This window comes from Roseovarius sp. MBR-6 (genome assembly GCF_040547525.1).
In the GTDB taxonomy this organism is placed as follows: Bacteria; Pseudomonadota; Alphaproteobacteria; order Rhodobacterales; family Rhodobacteraceae; genus Roseovarius.
The window spans coordinates 281,451-299,990 of the sequence record NZ_JBEPPW010000002.1 but is presented as its reverse complement, the minus strand read 5'-3'; the positions used below and the strand labels follow the sequence as shown (position 1 = coordinate 299,990).

Genomic DNA, 18,540 nt, shown 5'->3' with positions numbered 1-18,540 from the left:
ATAAACACGCTTTCTTTGATTATTTGAACGGGTTAGACAGGGTGAAAGCTGCGAAAAGTGGCGGCAAGGGTCGGAGGCAGGCAGATGGGCTTTCCCGGAACATGGATGACCGAGAGCGAGAGCGTGGTCTACCGCGTCGTGCCGAAATGCGCCTGCTCGACCATCGGCCAGATCATGTATTACTCGGATCACGGCCAGTTCTTCGACGGCGACATTCATGATGCGACGACAGGCCTGCACAAATGGGCGATCGAGGACAGCCAGAAGATCATCTCGGCCAATGTGCGCACGCATACGAGCTATGCCTTTACCTGCGTGCGCAACCCCTACACGCGGATTCTCTCGTCGTTCTTCGACAAGATCTGCGGCATCCAGCGCAACGGCAAGCGCTATCGCGGCAAGCTGGTGCCGACGATCATCCAGAAATATGGCATCGAGGTCGGCGGCGAGGACGGCAAGGAAGAGTTCGACCAGATCAGGAGCTTTCGCCGCTTCCTGCTGTTTGCCCGTGACACGATCCGGTGGAAACGGCCGATGGAGCCGGATATCCACTGGTCGGCGATGTCGGGTCATGTCTCGACATTCATCGTCAATGGCGGGCGCTACGACAAGATTTTCTGGACCGAAAACTTCAACGAAGGCATGGCCGAGGTGCTCAAGGGGATCAAAACCCGGCACAAGGTTGACCTCAAGAAAATCCCCCGCTTCAACGAGTCCGAGGGCCACGGGCCGAAACGCGCCCATCCCGTCGAGGATTATTTCGACGATCTCTCGATGCATCTGGTCTACGAGATCTACAAGCGCGATTTCGAGATCTTCAAATACGATTTCGAAAACCCCGCCAACAAGATGCCTGTCGGCGAAATCGACCTCCAGGAGGTGCATGCGAAGCTGGGAGAGTAAGCCCGGTCTTGCATTTCCCTGCGACTCGTCTAAAAGGCGCGCCAGACATGCGCGTGATGCCCGCTTCTCAGGCAAGAGCTGACGCCCCGATATGGGGGCGGGATTGGGTATACGCGCGACACGCATACACAGAACCCAGAAAGGCTCGACACCCATGGCCAATACGCCCCAATCCGAAAAACGCGCCCGTCAGAGCGAAAAACGCTTTGCCGTGAACAAGGCGCGTCGTTCGCGCATCCGCACCTTCCTGCGCAAGGTTGAAGAGGCGATCGCCTCTGGCGACAAGGAAGCCGCTGCAACCGCGCTGCGTCTCGCTCAGCCCGAACTCATGCGCGGCGTGACAAAGGGCGTGTTCCACAAGAACACCGCGTCGCGCAAGATGTCGCGTTTGGCATCGCGGGTGAAGGCGCTCGGCTGACATCTCGGCCAACCTCTTGAATCAAAAGGCACCGCCCGCGCGCGGTGCCTTTTTTCATTGTCGCATCACTGCGCAAGCGAGAGATTCTTTTCTGTCCCGCCCTCTGTCAAGCGCATTGATGAGTTGTCGGAGCGCGCCCAAGGTTGCTAATTTCGAGCACGCGATTCACGCTTGGGGGGACAGGCCGCCGCGCAACGGAACCTTTGTCACGGGGACCTTGCGTAACATCGGGCATTAAAGCCCTGGTCTTGTCTAAATGAATTTCAGGGAAGGGACTCTTGCGGCCTGTGGGACGGGCTGTCATTGAGTGCTTTTTTCTGGAATGCTTGTGAAGGTCAGGTGGGTTTCCGTTGGCACCATGCCAGCGGACTACCTTTGCTTTGCCCCCTTTCCGTGAGCCGCCCAAACGGGACAAGGTGCATGTGACCGATGGTTGCGTGTGCCTCAACAGAGCAGCGGAATGGCAGAGATGACTTTGGAACAATGGGGCGAATTGAAGCGTCAAATATGTCAATCGGTGGGGCAAAACAACTTTCGCAACTGGATCGAGCCGCTTGAGTTTGCGACTGTCGACGACGGGGTTGCGACCTTCGCGGTGCCGACGACATTTCTCGGCAATTACGTGTCACAACATTACGGCGATCTTATCCTCTACCAGATCACGCGGGTTGATCCCAAGGTGCGCAAGCTCGATTTTCGGGTGGCCGCAAATTCGGTGGCGCGCCCCCGGCAGGCGGATCCGGCACCAAGCCCGGTGCGCAGCGATTCCCCCTTCAACTCTGCGCCGCTCGATGATCGTTTTCGCTTCGAGAGTTTCGTCGTGGGCAAGCCCAACCATCTCGCCCATGCCGCCGCGCGCCGTGTGGCCGAGGGTGGCGAGACCACGTTCAACCCGCTCTTCCTTTATGGTGGCGTTGGCCTCGGCAAGACCCATCTCATGCATGCCATTGCCTGGGAACTGACCGAGAAACAGCCCGGAACAAACGTCCTCTATCTGTCTGCGGAACAGTTCATGTATCGTTTCATCCAGGCGCTGCGTGATCGCAAGATCATGGATTTCAAGCAGATGTTCCGCTCTGTCGATGTGCTGATGGTGGATGACGTGCAGTTCATTGCCGGCAAGGACAGCACGCAGGAGGAGTTCTTTCACACCTTCAACGCGCTTGTCGACCAGAACAAGCAGATCGTGATTTCTGCGGATTGCGCGCCGGGCGACATCGCCAAGCTGGAAGACCGGATCAAGTCGCGGCTGCAATGCGGTCTCGTGGTCGATCTGCACCCGACCGATTATGAATTGCGGCTTGGCATTCTTCAGACACGGTTGGAGCGCCATCGCGAGCAATACCCCGATCTTGTGATGGAACCGGGCGTTCTGGAATTCCTCGCGCACAGGATCAACACAAATGTGCGTGTGCTTGAGGGGGCTTTGACGCGGCTTTTCGCCTTCGCTTCGCTGGTGGGCAAGCCGATCACGCAGGATCTGACGCAGGATTGCCTTGCCGACATGTTGCGCAGTTTCGAGCGCAAGGTCTCGATCGAGGAGATCAAGCGCAAGGTGGCCGATCACTATAATATCCGCCTGTCCGACATGGTCGGCCCGAAGCGCACGCGCTGCTATGCGCGTCCACGTCAGGTGGCGATGTATCTGTGCAAGCAACTCACCTCGCGCTCGCTGCCCGAAATCGGACGCAGCTTTGGCGGGCGGGATCATACCACCGTCATGCACGGGGTGCGCCGCATCGGCGAGTTGCGCGGCAAGGATGCCGAGATTGCCGACGATCTGGAACTGTTGCGCCGCGCCCTCGAAGGCTGAGCCGCGCGCCAGCCCTTGACGCCCCTTGCCATCCGGCTGAAAAGTCCAGAAAACACTTGAGCGGCGAGGGGAATTGGCTAACGTGCCCCTCCCGGCGCAAGACCGGCACCTGACAGGAGCGAGGGCATGAAATTCAGCATCGAACGGGGCACGCTGCTCAAGGCGGTCGCGCAGGCGCAATCGGTGGTCGAGCGGCGCAACACCATCCCGATCCTCGCCAACGTGCTGATCGAGGCCGAAGGCGACCGGGTGCAGTTCCGGGCCACCGATCTCGACATAGAGATTGTGGACAAGGCCCCGGCACAGGTGGAGCGCGCGGGCGCGACCACCGTTTCGGCCGTCCTGCTGCACGAAATCGTGCGCAAGCTACCCGATGGCGCGCTGGTCTCGATCTCCGAGGACAGCGCCTCGGGGCGGCTCACAGTGCAGGCGGGGCGCTCTAATTTCAATCTCGCCACCCTGCCCAGGGAAGATTTTCCGGTGATGGCGTCGTCGGAATACGCCTCGAATTTCTCGGCCCCTGCACCGGTGCTGCGGCGGCTCTTCGACAAGTCGAAATTCGCCATTTCGACCGAAGAGACACGCTATTACCTCAACGGCGTCTACATGCATGTGTCGGAGGCGGATGGCGGAAAGGTCCTGCGCTGCGTGGCCACCGATGGCCACCGTCTTGCCCGGATCGACGCCGAGTTGCCGGAAGGGGCGGCTGACATGCCGGGCGTGATCGTGCCGCGCAAGACGGTCGGCGAATTGCGCAAGCTTCTCGACGATGACGACATGAAGGTGGCCGTGTCGGTCTCGGAAACCAAGGTGCGCTTTGCCACCCCCGATATCACGCTGACCTCCAAGGTGATCGACGGCACGTTCCCCGACTACACCCGCGTGATTCCGCAGGGCAACACCAAGCGGCTGGAAGTGGACGCCGCCGAGTTCGCGCAGGCCGTGGACCGGGTGGCGACGGTAAGCTCCGAGCGTTCGCGCGCGGTGAAGCTCTCGCTTGACGAGGATCGTCTGGTGCTTTCGGTCAATGCCCCCGACAGCGGCGTGGCAGAGGAGGAACTGGCCGTGGCCTATGGCGACGAGCGGCTGGAAATCGGCTTCAACGCCAAATACCTGCTGGAAATCGCCAGCCAGGTGGACCGGGAGAATGCGGTGTTCTTCTTCAACTCTTCGGGCGATCCCACCCTGATGCGAGAGGGTAATGACACCACGGCGGTCTATGTCGTCATGCCGATGCGGGTGTAACCTCTGTCGGATGCCTCCGGCGGGAGTATTTTACGAACGATGAAGGGGCCGAGAATGCCCGGCCTTTCCGTGACAGAACTGAGCCTCTCGCATTTCCGCTCGCACAAATCCGCGCGGCTGGTGCTTGATGCGCGGCCCGTGGCCATCCATGGCCCCAACGGTGCGGGCAAGACCAACCTGATCGAGGCGGTGTCGCTCCTGTCGCCCGGTCGCGGTCTGAGGCGCGCGGCGGCGCAGGAGATGGCGCGGCGGCCCGAGGCGCTCGGCTGGAAGGTTGCCGGCGTCCTGCACTCCGTGACCAGTGCCCACGAGGTCGAGATCGTGTCCGAGGGAGGCGCGGCGCGACAGGTGCGGATCGACGGCAAGGCCGCAAGCCAGCTTGCGCTTGGCCGCATCGCGCGGGTGCTCTGGCTGATCCCGGCGATGGACCGGCTCTGGATCGAGGGGGCCGAGGGGCGCAGGCGGTTTCTCGACCGCATGACCATGAGTTTTCTGCCTGCCCATGCCGAGGCCACGCTGGCCTATGAGAAGGCCATGCGCGAGCGCAACCGCCTGCTCAAGGATCAGGTGCGCGATGGGCACTGGTATCTCGCGCTGGAGCGGCAGATGGCCGGGAGCGGCGCGGAAATCCACGCCAACCGGCAGCACGCGCTCGCGCTCATCATGGGGGCGCAGATGCGGGCCGAGACGGCCTTTCCCACCGCCGAACTGGAACTGACCCAGACCGAGGGCGAGATGCCGCAGGGGGCGGACGACCTGCGCGAGGCGCTGGCCGAGAGCCGGTTTCGCGATCTGGCCGCCGGGCGCACGCTGGTGGGGCCGCACCGGGCCGACCTTTACGGTGTCTATGCTGCCAAAGGTGTGCCCGCGGCGGAGTGTTCGACGGGCGAGCAGAAGGCGCTGCTGGTGTCGCTCATCCTTGCCAATGCCCGTGCGCTGGCCCGCGATTTCGGCGCGCCGCCGATCCTGCTGCTGGATGAGGTGGCTGCCCATCTTGACACCTCCCGTCGCGCCGCGCTCTATGACGAGATCTGCGCTTTGGGCGCGCAGGCCTGGATGACCGGCACGGGGCCGGAGCTGTTTGCCGAACTTGGCGCGCGTGCGCAGAACGTCGAAGTGACCGAGAGCGGCGGTCTGAGCCGTGTTGTCAGGGAAAATCAATGACGGTGACAGCCTATCAACTGGCGCTCTACGCCGCTGCCATGGCGGGTCTCTGGGCCGTGCCCGGCCCGGTCTGGGTGGCGCTTACCGCGCGCGCTCTCTCGGGCGGCATGGCGGGGGCCTGGCCGCTGGCGGTGGGCGTGGCGCTGGGCGATCTGATCTGGCCGCTCTGCGCGATCCTCGGCCTTGCCTGGGTGCTGTCGGTTTATGGCGATGCGCTGGGCTTGCTGCGCTGGATCGCGGCGGGGGTGTTCATCGTGATGGGCGTGCTTTTGCTCCGCGCCCCGGCGCGCGTGCCCGGTGCCGACAGCCGCATGACGCGTCCCGGTATCTGGGCCGGATTTTCCGTCGGCATGGCGGCGGTTATCGGCAATCCCAAGGCGATCATCTTCTACATGGGGTTCCTGCCGGGTTTCTTCGACCTCTCGCGCGTGACCGTGCCCGACATCGCCGCAATCCTTGCGGTATCGGCCATCGTGCCGATGCTTGGCAACCTCGGGCTGGCGTTCTTTCTCGACCGCGCGCGGCACCTGTTGCGGAGTCCCAAGGCCATCCGAAGGATGAACGTGGCCTCTGGCGGTCTGCTCATTCTCGTGGGGCTGGTCATCCCCTTCACCTGAGTGCGAAACACACGCAAAATATGGGGGAGGGCCGTGACATTCCCCCCCAGAATTCGTATAAGTTTCACAAATATCCAGAGGAAAATCCGCATGTCCGAACCCGCCCGCGTACCAGAGGAATATGGTGCCGATTCCATCAAGGTTCTCAAGGGGTTGGAGGCTGTCCGCAAGCGCCCCGGCATGTATATCGGGGATACCGATGACGGCTCTGGCCTGCATCACATGGTCTACGAGGTCGTGGATAACGGCATCGACGAGGCATTGGCCGGTCACGCCGATGCGGTCAACGTCACCATCCACGCCGATTCGTCGGTGTCGGTCAGTGACAATGGCCGCGGCATTCCGGTGGATATCCACGAGGGAGAGGGCGTCTCGGCGGCCGAGGTCATCATGACCCAGCTCCATGCGGGCGGCAAATTCGACAGCAATTCCTACAAGGTTTCGGGCGGGTTGCACGGGGTTGGCGTCTCGGTCGTGAACGCGCTGTCGGAATGGCTGGAATTGCGCATCTGGCGGAACGGCAAGGAGCATTACGCCCGCTTCGAGGGTGGCTTTACCGTGGAGTCGCTGCGCGTGGTGGGCGAGGCGCAGGGCCGCAAGGGCACCGAGGTGCGCTTTCTTGCGTCGCTCGAGACCTTTTCAAACCTTGAATACAGCTTCGAGACGCTGGAAAAACGCCTGCGCGAGCTGGCCTTTCTCAACTCGGGTGTGCGTATCATCCTGCGCGACGAGCGCCCCACCGAGCCGCTCACCTCGGAACTGTTCTACGAGGGCGGCGTCAAGGAATTCGTCAAATACCTTGACCGCCACAAATCCCCCGCCATGCCGGAACCGATCTTCATCACCGGCGAGCGCGACGAGATCGGCATCGAGGTGGCGATGTGGTGGAACGACAGCTACCACGAGACGGTGCTGCCCTTTACCAACAACATCCCGCAGCGCGACGGCGGCACGCATCTGGCCGGGTTTCGCGGCGCGCTCACGCGCACCATCAACAACTATGCCCAGACCACCGGCATCGCGAAAAAGGAAAAGGTGAGCTTTACCGGCGATGACGCGCGCGAGGGGCTGACCTGCGTGCTTTCGGTCAAGGTGCCCGATCCGAAATTCTCCAGCCAGACCAAAGACAAGCTGGTCAGCTCCGAGGTGCGTCCGGCGGTCGAGGGGCTGGTGAACGAAAAGCTGGCCGAATGGTTCGAGGAAAACCCGGCCATCGCCAAGATCGTCGTGAGCAAGATCATCGAGGCGGCCCACGCCCGCGAGGCGGCGCGCAAGGCGCGTGACCTCACGCGCCGCAAGAACCCGATGGACGTGAATTTCCTTGCCGGCAAGCTCAAGGATTGCTCAAGCAAGGACCCGTCCAAGACCGAGCTTTTCATCGTCGAGGGTGATTCGGCGGGTGGCTCTGCCCAGACCGGGCGCGACCGGGGCACACAGGCGATCCTGCCGCTCAAAGGCAAGATCCTCAATGTCGAGCGGGCGCGCTTTGACCGGATGCTGTCGAGCCAGGAGATCGGCAATCTCGTGATGGCGCTTGGCACCGGGATCGGGCGGGACGAGTTCGACATCTCGAAACTGCGCTATCACAAGATCGTTCTGATGACCGATGCCGATGTCGACGGCGCGCATATCCGCACGCTGCTGCTCACGTTTTTCTACAGGCAGATGCCCGAATTGATCGAGGGCGGATACCTCTATATCGCGCAGCCGCCACTCTTCAAGGTCGCGCGCGGCAAGTCCGAGGTCTATCTCAAGGACAAGCCGGCGCTGGAGGATTACCTCATTGCACAGGGCACGACCGACGCTGCGCTGCGGCTTGGCTCGGGCGAGGAGATCGCCGGACCGGATCTTGTCCGCGTGGTCGAAGAGGCGCGTCAGGCGCGGCGCATCCTCGAGGCCTTTCCGACGCATTTTCCCCGCCACATTCTCGAACAGGCGGCGATTGCCGAGGCGTTCCTGCCGGGGCGTGTCGATGGTGATCTGCAGGGCGTGGCCGATGCGGTGGCGGCAAGGCTCGATCTCATCTCGAACGAATACGAACGCGGCTGGCAGGGCCGCCCGACACAGGATCACGGGTTACGCCTGAGCCGCATGGTGCGCGGTGTCGAAGAGGCGCGCGTGCTTGACGGCCCGGTCCTGCGCGGCGGCGAGGCGCGGCGCATGGCGCAGATGACCGAAACGCTGCGCGAGGTCTATGCAGAGCCCGCCACGCTTGTGCGCAAGGACCGGAGTCAGCCGATTTACGGCCCGCTCGACCTCTTCGATGCGATCCTGAAAGAGGGTGAAAAGGGGCTGACGCTGCAACGCTACAAGGGTTTGGGCGAGATGAACCCCGGCCAGCTCTGGGAGACGACGCTTGACCCGGACGCGCGCACGCTCTTGCAGGTCAAGATTGACGATGTGGCCGAGGCCGACGACCTTTTCACCAAATTGATGGGCGATGTGGTGGAGCCGCGCCGCGAATTCATTCAGGACAATGCGCTCAACGTCGCCAATCTCGACTTTTGAGGCACGCTCGGCAAAACGCTTGATCCCTGCTGAATTCTGCCGCACCGTGTCACGGCACGCGCACCCGGAGCATGGGCGCGCGAAAGACAACGAACTTTGGGAGGAGTTCACATGCTTCATTTCAGCCGCCTGGCCGGTGCCGTCACTGCTGCGTTTTTCGTGGTCTCGCCCGCCCTGGCAGAAACCACGCTGCGCATAACGCTGCAACTGCCCATGACCAGCCATCTTGGCCAGAACCTCTTGGTGTTCAAGGAAGAGGTCGAGGCCAAGTCCGACATGAAGATCGAGATCTTCGACAGCGCGCAGCTTTATCGCGATGCCGAAGTGCCCGAGGCCGTGGGCTCTGGGGAGATCGAGATGGGCGTGGCCTCGCTCACCCGATACGTGGGCGAGATACCGGCGGTCGATATCTTCTACATGCCGTTCGTGCTGAACACCGAGGACAAGGTGCGGGCCGCCGTCGCCCCCGGCTCGACCGTGCGTCAGCCGATTGACGACGCCATCCGCGAGACCGGCGCGCATGTGCTCTGGTGGCAGGCCTATGGCGGCAACGTTCTTCTGAGCAAGGGTGCGCCGCTCAAGGGCCCCGAGGACATGAAAGGCCAGAAGGCGCGCGTGTTCGGCAAGTGGCTCGGGGAATGGGTCAAGGAACTGGGCGGCGCGCCGACCCTGATTTCCGGATCGGAGCAATTCCTCGCCTATCAGCGCGGCACGGTCGATATCGGCATGACCGGGCTGTCCGGGGTCGTGTCGCGCAAGCTCTGGGAGGTGATGGACACGATCACCATCGTGAACAATGCCGATATCGAGTTTCTCGTGATCATCAACGAGGATATCTGGGACGGGCTGACCGAGGCGCAGCGCGAGGTCCTGACAACGGCTGCGCGCAATGCCGAAACGGCAGTGCGGGACTACATGACCGAGTTCGAGGTCAACGCCGTGGAACAGGCCAAGGCCAACGGCATGGCGGTGCATTTCCCGACCGACGAGGAGATTGCCGCCTGGCGTGCCGCCTCTGCCCCGGTGATCGAGACCTGGCTCAAGGAAGCCGGGCCGCTTGGCCAGCAACTGCTTGACGCCGCAAGCCAGTTCTGAGCGCGATGCAGGCGATTGCCTCTCTTGTGGACCGGGCCTCCGACGGATTGGCCCGGCTCTGCGGCTGGGCCTATTTCCTCGTGGGCCTGATGCTCGGCTATGAGGTGGTGGCGCGGTATTTCTTCACTGCGCCGACGATCTGGGCCGAGGAACTGTCGCGGCTGACCTTCGTCTTTGCGACGCTTCTGGCGGCGCCTGCCCTTCTGCGGCACAACCAGCATATCCGCGTGACCGCTCTGACCGCGCTGATGGGGGAGGGGGCGCAGCGTTTGATGCGGCTTATGGCATTGGCGGTGGTGATCCTGTTCTGCGTATTGCTGGTCTGGCACGGGATGGATGCGCCGCTCAATTCCTATGCGCGCGGGCGGACCTCCGGCTCGATGCTCGATATCCCGGCATGGTGGGCGCAATCGGCGGTGCCGCTTACCTTCGCGCTTGTGGGGCTTCAGGCCGCGCTCGAATTCCTGCGCTGCGCCATGGGTGCGCCGCTGCCCTCTGACGCCCCCCACCCGGAATAGCGCCCGTGCTCACAGTCATTCTCATTCTCGCCGCGCTCTTCGCGCTTCTGCTGATCGGGGTTCCGGTGGCCTTTGCCCTTGGCGGGCTTGGCATGGCGCTGCTCATCATCGGGGATTTCGCGCCCCGCATGGCGAGCACGGCGCTGCTGTCGTCACTCGACAGTTTCATCCTGATCGCCGTGCCGCTCTTTCTGCTGATGTCCAACGTGCTGTTGCGCGGTGGCGTGGGGCGCGACCTCTTCGCCGCCGTGCAGGCATGGGTGGGGCACTGGCCGGGGGGCCTTGCCGTGGCGACGGTGCTGTCCTGCGGTCTCTTTGCCGCCATTTCCGGCTCGTCGGTTGCCACGGCGGGGACCATCGGTGCCGTCGCCATTCCGGAGATGACAAAGCGCGGCTATCCGCGCAGCTTCGTCTTTGGCCTGCTGGCGGCGGGGGGAACGCTCGGCATTCTCATTCCGCCCTCGATCATCCTCATCGTTTACGGGGTGATCACCGAAACCTCGATCCTGGGGCTGTTTCTGGCCGGAATCGGGCCGGGGCTTTTGCTGATGACGCTCTTCATCCTCTATTCCATGCTTTATGCGCGGCTCTCGCCCCGGTATCAGACCATGCCCCGTGCCGGGTGGGAGGAGCGGCGCAGCACGGGCCTGCGCGCCCTGCCGACGATGGGGCTGGCGATGGTTGTGATCGTGGGGATTTATGCGGGCTGGTTCACGCCGACCGAGGCCTCGGCCATCGGTTTCATCGGGGCGCTTTTCCTGACTTTCGTCGTGTTGCGCTCGATCGACCTCGAGGGGCTTCGGCTGGCCGTGATGGACAGTATGCGCGCCTCGGCCGCGATCCTTCTGATCGTGGCGGGAGCCAAGGTTTTCGGCAAGGCCATCGCGCTCTGGCGCATTCCGCAGGATGTGTCGGGCTTCATTACCGCGAATGTCGATACGGTGGGCCTTTTCATCGTGGCGATCGGCTGCACCCTGTTGCTCATGGGCCTTTTCATGGAGGCGCTGTCGATGATGCTCATCATGATGCCGGTGCTGGCGGGCGCGGTCGCGGCCCTCGGGATTGATCCGATCTGGTTCGGCATCTTCTTCGTGCTGATGGTGGAATGCGCGCTGATCACGCCGCCCGTGGGCCTCAACCTCTATGTCATTCAGGCCATCGGGCGCGCCACGCTGGGTGAGGTGGCGCGTGGTGCGGCACCCTTCGTCGCGCTCATGCTCCTGACCGTGTTCATCATCTACTGGGTCGAGGATATCGTTCTATGGCTTCCAAGGGTTCTCTGAGTGCCGCCGCGCGGTTGCGCGCGCGGCTGGAGACCGGCAAATTGCTGGTCACACCATCCTGCGGCGATGCGCTCTCGGCGCGGCTGATCGAGCAGGCGGGGTTCGACGCCATGTTCATGTCGGGTTTCGCGGTGTCGGCGCACCGGATCGGCGCGCCCGACGCGGGGCTGATCTCCTATGGCGAGATGCGCGATGCGGTGCGCGATATCTGCGCCGCAACGTCGATCCCGGTGCTGGCCGATGGCGATACCGGCTATGGCAACGCGATGAACGTCCGCCGCACCGTGGCGGGCTATGCGCGCGCGGGTGCTGCGGCGGTGATGATCGAGGATCAGCTTGCGCCCAAACGCTGCGGCCACACGCGCGGCAAGCTGGTGGTGGACCGTGCCGAGGCGGTGGACCGTATCCGCGCCGCCGCCGATGCGCGAAACGAGGCCGAAAGCGACATCCTGATCATCGCGCGCACCGATGCGCGCCATACCCACGGGCTTGACGAGGCGCTGTGGCGCGCCGAGGCGTTTCACAAGGCGGGGGCCGACATTCTCTTTGTCGAGGCCCCCCGCGACGAGGCCGAGATGCGCCGCATCTGCGCCGACCTGCCCGGTTGGAAGATGGCCAACATGGTCGAGGGCGGGGATACGCCGGTGCTGACGCCGACCGTTCTGGCCGAGATCGGCTATCACCACGCGGCCTTTCCGCTGACCCTGATGTCGGCGGCGATGCGCGCCATGTGCGAGGCGCTGGAGGCGTTCAAGGCGGGTCACCTGCCCGAGAGGCTCATGCCCTTTGGCGAATTGCGCTTACGGGTGGGGTTTGATGCGTATTACGAGAGCGAGGCCCGCTATGCGGGCCGTCGCGATCTCGATTAACGCTGCGCCGCCCCACCGGTCGGTCCGGCGGGGCGCGACGCCCGGTATCAGTAATAGCCATAACGGTTGAGGCAGGCGTCACGGTAGATCGTGCCGTGATGCCCCCCTACGCGCACCGCGCAGGCCGAGGGCAGCGCGGCATGGCTGTAATCGTATCGGTGCAGGCAGCGCCCCGAATAACCGGAGCGATGGCCGTTATAGACGCGGCAATCGGCGGGCAGATTCACGCGCCGGTCATGGCCGCCGCGATAGTCGTCGCCACGATAGTTGCTCCCGCGCGAGACGTGATGCCCGCCCCGGCTGCGATGGCTGTCATTGGCGATGGCCGCTCCGACAAGCCCGCCAAGCACAAGCCCGCCGAAGAGATATCCCGCTTCATTGCTGGCGGCGGCAGGGGTGGTGGTGGCGACCCCGAGGGCGAGCGCGGCAGCACTCAGGGTCGCGGTGAAACGGGGAAACAGGGTCATGGTCGGCACCCTCCCGGATCACTTGCCGTCATGGCGGTAGCGGCCTCCGGTATAGCCGTAGCCACGATTGCCGTAATAGGGGCGATAGGCATTGCCGCGATGCGACCGATATCCGTCATTGCGGTGGCTGCGATACCCATAGGCGTTGCCGCGAGGGGGCCGGGGCGCATAGTAACCTTGCCCGCGACTGTGACGCGGCGCGTAGTAGCCTTGGTCACGCTGGTGGCCCCGCGAGACATGGCCACGATTGTGGTTCTTGTTGCGATCCGAGGCGAGCGTGGCCCCGACGATGGCGAGCGCCGCAACACCGGCGACGATGGCCGCCGTTTCACCGCGATCACGGGCCTGGGCGGGGGCGGAAAAGCCGGTCGCGGCCAGTGCGGCGGCGGCGACGAGGGCGATGAGTTTGCGTGTCATGTGTTGTCCTTTCGGGTTGCGAGCAGTCTCCTGAGCAGCGCCTGTCCGATCCGTGCCGGCGCTGTCCCGATCAAGCTGGGTGCCGCCGCCAAGACAGGCAATATCGCCCCCATGATATCGGATAACGCCGCAATTCGGGGTCATATCGTGTCACGGGATATTGAATAGCCGTGGGCCATCGCGCATCTTGCAGCCATGACACGCATCCTTCGCCCCCTCGCCCTGGTTCTGGCTCTCGCGCTCAGCGCACAGGCAGCCCATGCCGCCTGTCAGGTCGAATACAAGGCCAAGCGCGACAAGCCGTTCGAGCTTTTCTATAACGTGACCACGGTCAACGCGCCCTGTTCGGCGGCTGAGGGGGCCTTGCGCGCGCAACTGGCGCGGCAGGGGTTGACCCTGCTCAAGATCATGTCGAAAAAGGAAAAATAGGCGTGGCTATAACGGAGGGTGAGCGGTGCGCGGTCTGACAGCCACAGCCGCCGAAATGCGCCGTTCCGGCAATCGCCTCGTGGTGATCGGCGTCATCTCGATTGTCGCGATCCTCGGCCTTGCTGCGGTGTTCCTGTTCCTGACCCTGCCTGACGGCAACGCCTTCAACGCGCGGGTGGAGCGGATATTCATCGAGAACGACGCGCTGACCGGCGAAGGCGAGATCAAGCTTCTGGAAATCCTCGCGCTTTCGGGCACGGCGTTCTCTGAAACACTTGTCAGTTACCGGATGGTCATGTTCGTGCTGCTGATCTTCGCCACGGCGCTTCTGGTCGCCTCGTTGGTGTTTCTGGTGATGCTGGTGGCACTCAACCGCCGTATGGCGCAGATCGAGCGCGCGGGTATTCAGGTTGCCTCATTGCACATCAGCCGCGAGGAAAAGACCGTCTATCTCAACGACATGGCCTTTCGGCTGACCGAGGCCGCCATCGAGACGCTGAGCGTTCTGGCCGAGGCACGGCTTGACGACGATGTGCTGAGCGGGGCCGAAATCGAGGCGATGATATCGGGACGCCGCCCCGAGGATTGCGAAGAGGCCGCAGGCGCCACGCGCATCAAGCGGTTGCGCGACGCGCTCGGCAATCAGCTTGTCACCGAATTGCTGGTCAAGAACATCGCCCGGCGCGGCTATGTGCTGGCGGTCGACAAGGGCACGATCCGGGTGGAATAGGCCCTTAGCAATTGCATGAGACGTGCTTTCGCCTACTCTCCGCAGACGCAGGAGATGAATCGGGGAGAAGATCATGGGCTGGATGAAGGACGAAACCGGGCTGGAGAAATGCGCGGCCAACCATGTTGCCCTCACGCCGCTGTCGCATCTGCGGCGCGCGGCGCATGTCTATCCCGACCGGCTTGCCATTGCCTATCACGGCCACCGCAAGACCTATGCCGAGTATCACGCGCGGGTCTCGCAACTGGCCTCGGCGCTGGTGGGTATCGGCATTCAGCCGGGCGATGTGGTGGCCACGATCCTGCCCAACATCCCCGCGCATTGCGAGGCGCATTTCGGGGTGCCCGCTGCTGGCGCGGTGCTCAATGCCATCAATACGCGGCTCGAGGCCGACACCATCGCCTATATCCTCGACCATGGCGAGGCGCGCGTGGTGCTCTGCGATACTCAATTCCTGCCCGTGCTCGATGCCGCGCTCGGGCTGATGGAGAACCCCCCGCCCGCGATCATCGAGGTTCCCGATGACGAGGCGGGCGTTCACGCCCATTCCGAGTATATGATCTACGAGGATTTCCTTGCCACCGGAGATCCCGAATTCGACTGGATCCTGCCCGAGGATGAGTGGGAGAGCCTTGCGCTCAACTATACCTCCGGCACCACGGGGCGGCCCAAGGGCGTGGTCTATCACCATCGTGGCGCCTATCTGATGACCATGGGCACCGTGGTCAGCTGGGAATTGCCGCGCTATCCCAAATACCTCACCATCGTTCCGCTCTTTCACTGCAACAACTGGAACCATGTCTGGCTGATGCCGGTTGTGGGCGGCACTGTCGTGTGCTGCCGCGACATCACGGCGCGCGCGATCTATGACGCCATCGCCGATGAGGGGGTGACGCATTTCGGCGGCGCGCCCATCGTGCTCAACATGATCGTCAATGCGCGCGACGAGGACCGCCGCGCCTTCGATCACATTGTCGATGTGTTCACCGCAGGGGCCCCGCCCCCCGCCGCCACCCTCGCCGCGATCGAGCCCCTGGGTTTCAAGGTCACACAAGTCTACGGCCTGACCGAAACCTATGGCCATGTCACCGAATGCCTGTGGAACGCCGAGTGGGATGCGCTGCCCGATGACGACCGCTATGCCATCAAGGCGCGGACCGGCATCCTCATGCCGATGATGGAAGAGATCACCGCGCTCGACCCCGAGACGATGGAGCAGATCCCGATGGACGGGGAAACCCTTGGCGAGATCATGATCCGGGGCAATTCGGTGATGAAAGGCTATCTCAAAAACCCGACGGCCACCCAGGAGGCGTTTCGCGGCGGCTGGTTCCATTCCGGCGATATCGCGTTTCAGCATCCCGACGGCTATCTCAAGATCGCCGACCGCGCCAAGGACATCATCATCTCGGGCGGCGAGAATATTTCCTCGGTCGAGGTGGAGGGCGTGCTGATGCGTCACCCAGCCGTTCTGCTCTGTGCCGTGGTGGCCAAACCGGATGAGAAATGGGGCGAGGTGCCCTGCGCCTTTGTCGAGTTGAAGGACGGGGCCGAGGCAACCGAGGCCGAGATCATCGCCTTTGCCCGCGAACGCCTTGCCGGGTTCAAGACGCCCAAGGCGGTGGTGTTTCAGGACCTGCCCAAGACCTCGACCGGCAAGATCCAGAAATTCGAACTTCGTCAGACCGCGCGGGACATGTGACCGCGCGGGCGGCCGCCATGCCTATCCGCCGCAGATCCCCTGAAGCCGGATCCAGTCGGCATCGCTCAGCACGGCCGGCGGGGTCGTGCCCGTCGGGTAGGGGTCGGCCTCGATCAGGCCGAGAACCGTCTCGCCGGTCATGTCGCGCGCATAGGCATAGGGGGCGGCAGGCACCTGCCAGCGGGCAAATCCTTCGAGCAGCACCGCATCCGGCAGGGGCGCGGGCGCCGATTTCAGCAGGTTTTCAGCATAGGCGGCAAGACTTGCGTCGCTGATCTGCCCGGTTGCCATCAGGCGCAGCACTTCCCGAAACCCCGCCTCCGACAACAGGCGGTCAAGCGGGTCGCGCCTCTCGGCGCGCAGATGTGCGGCGATGATATGGCCTGCCACCACATCCGCCGTGTCATGATCTTCAACCAGCGGGGCACGGATAAGGATCGTCCCGCCGGGCAGGCGCAGCGCATCCGCCACACCGCTTCGCACCACCGCAAGCCGTGCGCGCCCGTTGCGGGGCGGCAGGCGGCGTTCCAGAGCGGCAAGCGCCGCCGCACCGCCCTGCGCACGGCAGGGGGGACCGGTGACGCTCTGAATATGACCCATCAAGGCCTGCCCGATCTCGGCGCGTTTGACCGCTGGCACCACGCGAAGCGCATGCTCCCGCGCCGCACCGGGGAGCCAAAGCCCCACCACGAGCATGACCGTCACGAGGCTTGCCAGCACACCGTAAAGCCGCAAACGTCCGGGGCGGGGCCGCTGCCGGTCGATGGCGGCGCGCAGTTTCTCGATGGCGGTGATCATCTCGGCTTCGTCGCCGGCAAGTTCCAGCACCTCGTCGGGATCGCCGTCCGGATGGTAGAGCGCGGGCAGCGTGCCGGGATTGGCGCGGGCAATGGCGGCCAGCGACCAGTGCGCCTTGACCCGGTCGCGCATGTCGGTGATGGTCAGCGTTGCCTCGCCCACGGACACGACCACGTCGATGCGCTGCGCCTCGGCGTCAGCCCGCCAGAGACCTGATGCCTCGAGCCGCTGATATTTGCTGAGTGCCGTTTTTGCCATGGGCTGCCCTGCCTCGTTGCCCGTGACGATAGCACGGTTGCGCGCGGGGCGGCAATCGCTCGACGCGGGGCGGCAGCGCGGCTAGAAAGGGCGCAGAAAAGGAGCGCCACCATGAAGATCGCCACTGCCGCCTATCCGCTCGATGTTCTGGGCACTTGGGCCGATTATACCGCGAAACTCTCCGCCTGGGTGGCGGATGCCGCAGCACAAGGCGCGGATCTGGCGGTGTTTCCCGAATATGGCGCGATGGAACTGGCCACGCTTCAGGGGCCGGAGGTGGCGGCGGATCTGGAGCGCTCGCTGCATGCGGTCTCCTCGGTGATGGGCGATGTGGGCGATCTCCATGCCGAGCTTGCCACGCGCCACCGCCTGCACATTCTCGGGGCCTCGGCCCCGGTCTTTGATGCGGCCATCGGGCCGCGCCCCGTCAACCGCGCCACGCTCTATGCGCCCTCGGGGGCGCGTGCCCATCAGGACAAGCAGATCATGACCCGCTTCGAGCGCGAGGAATGGTTTGTCGCCCCCGGCGGGCCGCTGCGCCTGTTCGACACCGCGCTTGGCACCATCGGCATCCTGATCTGCTATGACAGCGAATTCCCGCTTCTGGGACGCGCACTTGCCGAGGCGGACCTCCTGCTTGTGCCGTCCTGCACCGAGGCGCTGACGGGCTATTGGCGGGTGCGCATCGGGGCGATGGCCCGCGCGCTTGAGGCGCAGTGCATAAGCGTCATGGCCTCGACCGTGGGTGAGGCCCACTGGTCGCCTGCCGTCGATACCAATACCGGCATGGGCGGCATATTCGGGCCGCCCGATACCGGCTTTCCGCCCACGGGCGTTCTGGCCGAGGGCGTGCTCAACCGCCCCGGCTGGACCGTGGCGGAGGTGGACCTTGGCCGCGTCGCCCATGTGCGCGCCGATGGGGTCGTGCTCAATCGCCGCCACTGGGCCGATCAACAGGGTCGTGACGGTGCGGCCATAGTTGAGCGCTTGCGCTGATTAGACCTTGAAAATCGCGGGGAAGAGGCGCATTTACTGGCGCGGTCCGCAATCATGGCGGGCTGCGATTGCAAGGAGAGACCATGGCCAAGGAAGACACGCTCGAATTTCCCGGTGTCGTCAAGGAACTCCTGCCGAACGCGACATTCAGGGTCGAGCTTGAGAACGGCCATGAGATCATCGCACATACGGCAGGAAAAATGCGCAAGAACCGGATCCGCGTTCTGGCGGGCGACAAGGTTCAGGTGGAAATGACCCCCTACGATCTGACCAAGGGCCGGATCAACTATCGCTTCAAGTAAGCGCGGAC

The 18,540-nt window shown here is 63.7% G+C and carries 19 protein-coding genes; 16 read left to right on the top strand and 3 right to left on the bottom strand.

The window, feature by feature from the left end:
* The first annotated feature begins 84 nt into the window (after positions 1 to 84).
* From ABIE57_RS03815 to ABIE57_RS03765, 11 genes are all read left to right on the top strand, one after another.
* Positions 85 to 903 (top strand): sulfotransferase family protein, encoded by an 819-nt coding sequence (locus tag ABIE57_RS03815; protein ID WP_354537669.1) that lies wholly within the window; start codon positions 85 to 87, stop codon positions 901 to 903.
* A gap of 154 nt (positions 904 to 1,057) precedes the next feature.
* A complete protein-coding gene (gene rpsT, locus ABIE57_RS03810; protein ID WP_354537824.1) occupies positions 1,058 to 1,321 on the top strand; it encodes a 30S ribosomal protein S20 in 264 nt (87 codons plus the stop codon).
* 469 nt (positions 1,322 to 1,790) lie between these two features.
* Positions 1,791 to 3,134, top strand: coding sequence for a chromosomal replication initiator protein DnaA (dnaA, locus tag ABIE57_RS03805; RefSeq protein ID WP_354537823.1), 1,344 nt, complete (start codon positions 1,791 to 1,793; stop codon positions 3,132 to 3,134).
* A 126-nt stretch (positions 3,135 to 3,260) separates the two neighbouring features.
* Positions 3,261 to 4,379 carry a DNA polymerase III subunit beta gene (gene dnaN, locus ABIE57_RS03800; protein ID WP_354537668.1) on the top strand — a complete coding sequence of 373 codons (1,119 nt, stop codon included), beginning with the start codon at positions 3,261 to 3,263 and terminating at the stop codon, positions 4,377 to 4,379.
* A gap of 54 nt (positions 4,380 to 4,433) precedes the next feature.
* Complete coding sequence (recF, locus tag ABIE57_RS03795) at positions 4,434 to 5,543, top strand: DNA replication/repair protein RecF (RefSeq protein WP_354537667.1); 1,110 nt, start codon at positions 4,434 to 4,436, stop codon at positions 5,541 to 5,543.
* Positions 5,540 to 6,160, top strand: coding sequence for a LysE family translocator (locus tag ABIE57_RS03790; RefSeq protein WP_354537666.1), 621 nt, complete (start codon positions 5,540 to 5,542; stop codon positions 6,158 to 6,160). Before recF ends, ABIE57_RS03790 begins: the two co-directional genes overlap by 4 nt.
* Positions 6,161 to 6,250: 90 nt before the next feature.
* Entirely contained in the window at positions 6,251 to 8,668 is a 2,418-nt protein-coding gene (gyrB, locus tag ABIE57_RS03785) for a DNA topoisomerase (ATP-hydrolyzing) subunit B (protein ID WP_354537665.1), read from the top strand.
* A gap of 111 nt (positions 8,669 to 8,779) precedes the next feature.
* On the top strand, positions 8,780 to 9,763 hold the full coding sequence (locus ABIE57_RS03780) for a TRAP transporter substrate-binding protein (RefSeq protein WP_354537664.1): 984 nt from the start codon (positions 8,780 to 8,782) through the stop codon (positions 9,761 to 9,763).
* Positions 9,764 to 9,768: 5 nt separating this feature from the next.
* Positions 9,769 to 10,281 (top strand): TRAP transporter small permease subunit, encoded by a 513-nt coding sequence (locus tag ABIE57_RS03775; RefSeq protein ID WP_354537663.1) that lies wholly within the window; start codon positions 9,769 to 9,771, stop codon positions 10,279 to 10,281.
* Positions 10,282 to 10,286: 5 nt separating this feature from the next.
* Entirely contained in the window at positions 10,287 to 11,564 is a 1,278-nt protein-coding gene (locus ABIE57_RS03770; RefSeq protein ID WP_354537662.1) for a TRAP transporter large permease, read from the top strand.
* Complete coding sequence (locus tag ABIE57_RS03765; RefSeq protein WP_354537661.1) at positions 11,543 to 12,433, top strand: isocitrate lyase/PEP mutase family protein; 891 nt, start codon at positions 11,543 to 11,545, stop codon at positions 12,431 to 12,433. The genes ABIE57_RS03770 and ABIE57_RS03765 overlap by 22 nt, the downstream gene beginning before the upstream one ends.
* Positions 12,434 to 12,480: 47 nt before the next feature.
* Here ABIE57_RS03765 and ABIE57_RS03760 read toward each other — a convergent pair whose 3' ends face one another.
* Both ABIE57_RS03760 and ABIE57_RS03755 read right to left on the bottom strand, forming a co-directional pair.
* The gene (locus tag ABIE57_RS03760; protein ID WP_354537660.1) at positions 12,481 to 12,900 is read right to left on the bottom strand and encodes a hypothetical protein; all 420 of its coding nucleotides are present in this window, start codon (positions 12,898 to 12,900) and stop codon (positions 12,481 to 12,483) included.
* 18 nt (positions 12,901 to 12,918) lie between these two features.
* The gene (locus ABIE57_RS03755) at positions 12,919 to 13,317 is read right to left on the bottom strand and encodes a hypothetical protein (protein WP_354537659.1); all 399 of its coding nucleotides are present in this window, start codon (positions 13,315 to 13,317) and stop codon (positions 12,919 to 12,921) included.
* A 195-nt stretch (positions 13,318 to 13,512) separates the two neighbouring features.
* Here ABIE57_RS03755 and ABIE57_RS03750 point away from each other — a divergent pair, with 195 nt between their 5' ends.
* From ABIE57_RS03750 to ABIE57_RS03740, 3 genes are all read left to right on the top strand, one after another.
* Positions 13,513 to 13,746, top strand: coding sequence for a hypothetical protein (locus ABIE57_RS03750; RefSeq protein WP_354537658.1), 234 nt, complete (start codon positions 13,513 to 13,515; stop codon positions 13,744 to 13,746).
* A 55-nt stretch (positions 13,747 to 13,801) separates the two neighbouring features.
* Positions 13,802 to 14,476 (top strand): winged helix-turn-helix domain-containing protein, encoded by a 675-nt coding sequence (locus tag ABIE57_RS03745; RefSeq protein WP_454282729.1) that lies wholly within the window; start codon positions 13,802 to 13,804, stop codon positions 14,474 to 14,476.
* A gap of 73 nt (positions 14,477 to 14,549) precedes the next feature.
* Entirely contained in the window at positions 14,550 to 16,178 is a 1,629-nt protein-coding gene (locus ABIE57_RS03740; protein WP_354537656.1) for an AMP-binding protein, read from the top strand.
* A 21-nt stretch (positions 16,179 to 16,199) separates the two neighbouring features.
* Here ABIE57_RS03740 and ABIE57_RS03735 read toward each other — a convergent pair whose 3' ends face one another.
* On the bottom strand, positions 16,200 to 17,234 hold the full coding sequence (locus tag ABIE57_RS03735; RefSeq protein WP_354537655.1) for a M48 family metalloprotease: 1,035 nt from the start codon (positions 17,232 to 17,234) through the stop codon (positions 16,200 to 16,202).
* Between the two features lie 111 nt (positions 17,235 to 17,345).
* Between ABIE57_RS03735 and ABIE57_RS03730 the strand changes: the two genes are divergently transcribed.
* Both ABIE57_RS03730 and infA read left to right on the top strand, forming a co-directional pair.
* Positions 17,346 to 18,230 (top strand): carbon-nitrogen hydrolase family protein, encoded by an 885-nt coding sequence (locus ABIE57_RS03730; protein ID WP_354537654.1) that lies wholly within the window; start codon positions 17,346 to 17,348, stop codon positions 18,228 to 18,230.
* Between the two features lie 83 nt (positions 18,231 to 18,313).
* Complete coding sequence (gene infA / locus ABIE57_RS03725; protein ID WP_005978431.1) at positions 18,314 to 18,532, top strand: translation initiation factor IF-1; 219 nt, start codon at positions 18,314 to 18,316, stop codon at positions 18,530 to 18,532.
* The last annotated feature ends 8 nt before the right edge of the window (positions 18,533 to 18,540 follow it).

Excerpts from the sequence above, each read along its gene's own strand:
- ABIE57_RS03790 (WP_354537666.1), top strand. The coding sequence starts at position 5,540 with ATGACGGTGACAGCCTATCAACTGGCGCTCTACGCCGCTGCCATGGCG.
- ABIE57_RS03745 (WP_454282729.1), top strand. The coding sequence starts at position 13,802 with ATGCGCCGTTCCGGCAATCGCCTCGTGGTGATCGGCGTCATCTCGATT.
- ABIE57_RS03730 (WP_354537654.1), top strand. The coding sequence starts at position 17,346 with ATGAAGATCGCCACTGCCGCCTATCCGCTCGATGTTCTGGGCACTTGG.
- infA (WP_005978431.1), top strand. The coding sequence starts at position 18,314 with ATGGCCAAGGAAGACACGCTCGAATTTCCCGGTGTCGTCAAGGAACTC.
- gyrB (WP_354537665.1), top strand. The coding sequence starts at position 6,251 with ATGTCCGAACCCGCCCGCGTACCAGAGGAATATGGTGCCGATTCCATC.
- ABIE57_RS03755 (WP_354537659.1), bottom strand. The coding sequence starts at position 13,317 with ATGACACGCAAACTCATCGCCCTCGTCGCCGCCGCCGCACTGGCCGCG.
- dnaN (WP_354537668.1), top strand. The coding sequence starts at position 3,261 with ATGAAATTCAGCATCGAACGGGGCACGCTGCTCAAGGCGGTCGCGCAG.
- rpsT (WP_354537824.1), top strand. The coding sequence starts at position 1,058 with ATGGCCAATACGCCCCAATCCGAAAAACGCGCCCGTCAGAGCGAAAAA.
- ABIE57_RS03735 (WP_354537655.1), bottom strand. The coding sequence starts at position 17,234 with ATGGCAAAAACGGCACTCAGCAAATATCAGCGGCTCGAGGCATCAGGT.
- ABIE57_RS03760 (WP_354537660.1), bottom strand. The coding sequence starts at position 12,900 with ATGACCCTGTTTCCCCGTTTCACCGCGACCCTGAGTGCTGCCGCGCTC.
- ABIE57_RS03780 (WP_354537664.1), top strand. The coding sequence starts at position 8,780 with ATGCTTCATTTCAGCCGCCTGGCCGGTGCCGTCACTGCTGCGTTTTTC.
- dnaA (WP_354537823.1), top strand. The coding sequence starts at position 1,791 with ATGACTTTGGAACAATGGGGCGAATTGAAGCGTCAAATATGTCAATCG.
- ABIE57_RS03740 (WP_354537656.1), top strand. The coding sequence starts at position 14,550 with ATGGGCTGGATGAAGGACGAAACCGGGCTGGAGAAATGCGCGGCCAAC.
- ABIE57_RS03750 (WP_354537658.1), top strand. The coding sequence starts at position 13,513 with ATGACACGCATCCTTCGCCCCCTCGCCCTGGTTCTGGCTCTCGCGCTC.
- ABIE57_RS03775 (WP_354537663.1), top strand. The coding sequence starts at position 9,769 with ATGCAGGCGATTGCCTCTCTTGTGGACCGGGCCTCCGACGGATTGGCC.
- ABIE57_RS03815 (WP_354537669.1), top strand. The coding sequence starts at position 85 with ATGGGCTTTCCCGGAACATGGATGACCGAGAGCGAGAGCGTGGTCTAC.
- ABIE57_RS03765 (WP_354537661.1), top strand. The coding sequence starts at position 11,543 with ATGGCTTCCAAGGGTTCTCTGAGTGCCGCCGCGCGGTTGCGCGCGCGG.
- recF (WP_354537667.1), top strand. The coding sequence starts at position 4,434 with ATGCCCGGCCTTTCCGTGACAGAACTGAGCCTCTCGCATTTCCGCTCG.